The sequence below is a fragment of the Marinobacter sp. UBA2498 genome, assembly GCF_002341575.1.
GTDB lineage: Bacteria > Pseudomonadota > Gammaproteobacteria > Pseudomonadales > Oleiphilaceae > Marinobacter > Marinobacter manganoxydans.
Genome location: NZ_DDOI01000068.1, coordinates 5,316 through 5,890 on the forward strand (window position 1 = coordinate 5,316; position 575 = coordinate 5,890).

Below are 575 nucleotides of genomic sequence, written 5' to 3' on the forward strand. Positions count from 1 at the left end.
ACGCCGAAAGGCCTTTCCTGGCCGGCGACCAGTTTTCGCGCGCAGACCTGACCGCAGCCGCCCTGTTTGCACCCATGTTCCAGCCCGCACAGTATCCGGTGCCATGGCCGAAAACTGCGCGAATTCCCAAAGACATCAAACATTGGCTGGACCAGTGGCAGCCACAGATCCGGGCTCTGGAAAAAGTGTACGAAGACAACCGTCGGCCAGGCTGAGTACCGGATTGTCGGAATCCGTTAGCCAATCTGGCGTGAACCGACATTCCGGTTTCCGGGTTACGTGCCAGAATAAACGGACTTGATGAGGAAACCGGCAGAAACCCGATGGCTTTGACCGACATGATACTGGCCGTACTGGAAGACAGCGGCCTGCTTTCTCTCTGGGCGATGGCTGCGCCTTGGCTGGCGCTGGATGAACGCCAACTGATCTTTGTGATTGCAACACCGGTTTTTGTGGGCGTTACCCTGTGGGAATACCTGAAGATTCGCCACGATCCGCAGCTGATGGATACCCGTGAGGCGGTCAGAAACTTTGTCCTGGGCGCCGGCTATCAGGTGACCGAACTGCTCTTCGCG

The 575-nt window shown here is 57.6% G+C and carries 1 protein-coding gene and 1 pseudogene; both read left to right on the top strand.

All coding sequences use genetic code 11. The features are described from left to right. Positions 1-215 (top strand): glutathione S-transferase family protein (locus tag B2W52_RS09630; RefSeq protein WP_286802752.1); only part of this gene is annotated, 215 nt, incomplete at its 5' end. A gap of 108 nt (positions 216-323) precedes the next feature. After that, positions 324-575, top strand: a pseudogene (locus tag B2W52_RS09635) (sterol desaturase family protein); the annotation flags it as partial.